This is a genomic window from Photorhabdus sp. RM71S, from assembly GCF_042879355.1.
GTDB lineage: Bacteria > Pseudomonadota > Gammaproteobacteria > Enterobacterales > Enterobacteriaceae > Photorhabdus > Photorhabdus kayaii.
This window is the reverse complement of sequence record NZ_JBHFKV010000326.1, coordinates 1-223: the sequence shown is the minus strand read 5'-3', so window position 1 is coordinate 223 and position 223 is coordinate 1. Positions and strand designations below refer to the sequence as shown.

At 39.5% G+C, this 223-nt stretch carries 1 protein-coding gene; it reads left to right on the top strand.

Going from position 1 to position 223, the window contains the following annotated elements; all coding sequences use genetic code 11:
- On the top strand, positions 1–223 hold a 223-nt coding region (locus ACGF5R_RS25075; RefSeq protein WP_387693371.1), incomplete at both ends, for a transposase family protein.

Sequence of the window (223 nt, the reverse complement as noted above, 5' to 3'; positions counted from 1 at the left end):
GACATCAATAAAAAACATGAATTAATGGATGTGATTTTTTTAGCCTTCTCCGCTGTATTATGCGGCGCTTCTGGCTGGAAATCGATTCAGGAATTTGGTGAGTTACAGAGCGAGTGGCTTAAACAATACACGCATTTTACTCACGGTATTCCTCGTCGTCACTGTATTGCTAATATTATCAAAATGATAGAGCAAGATGCACTGGTTGAAGCCTTTTATGCCT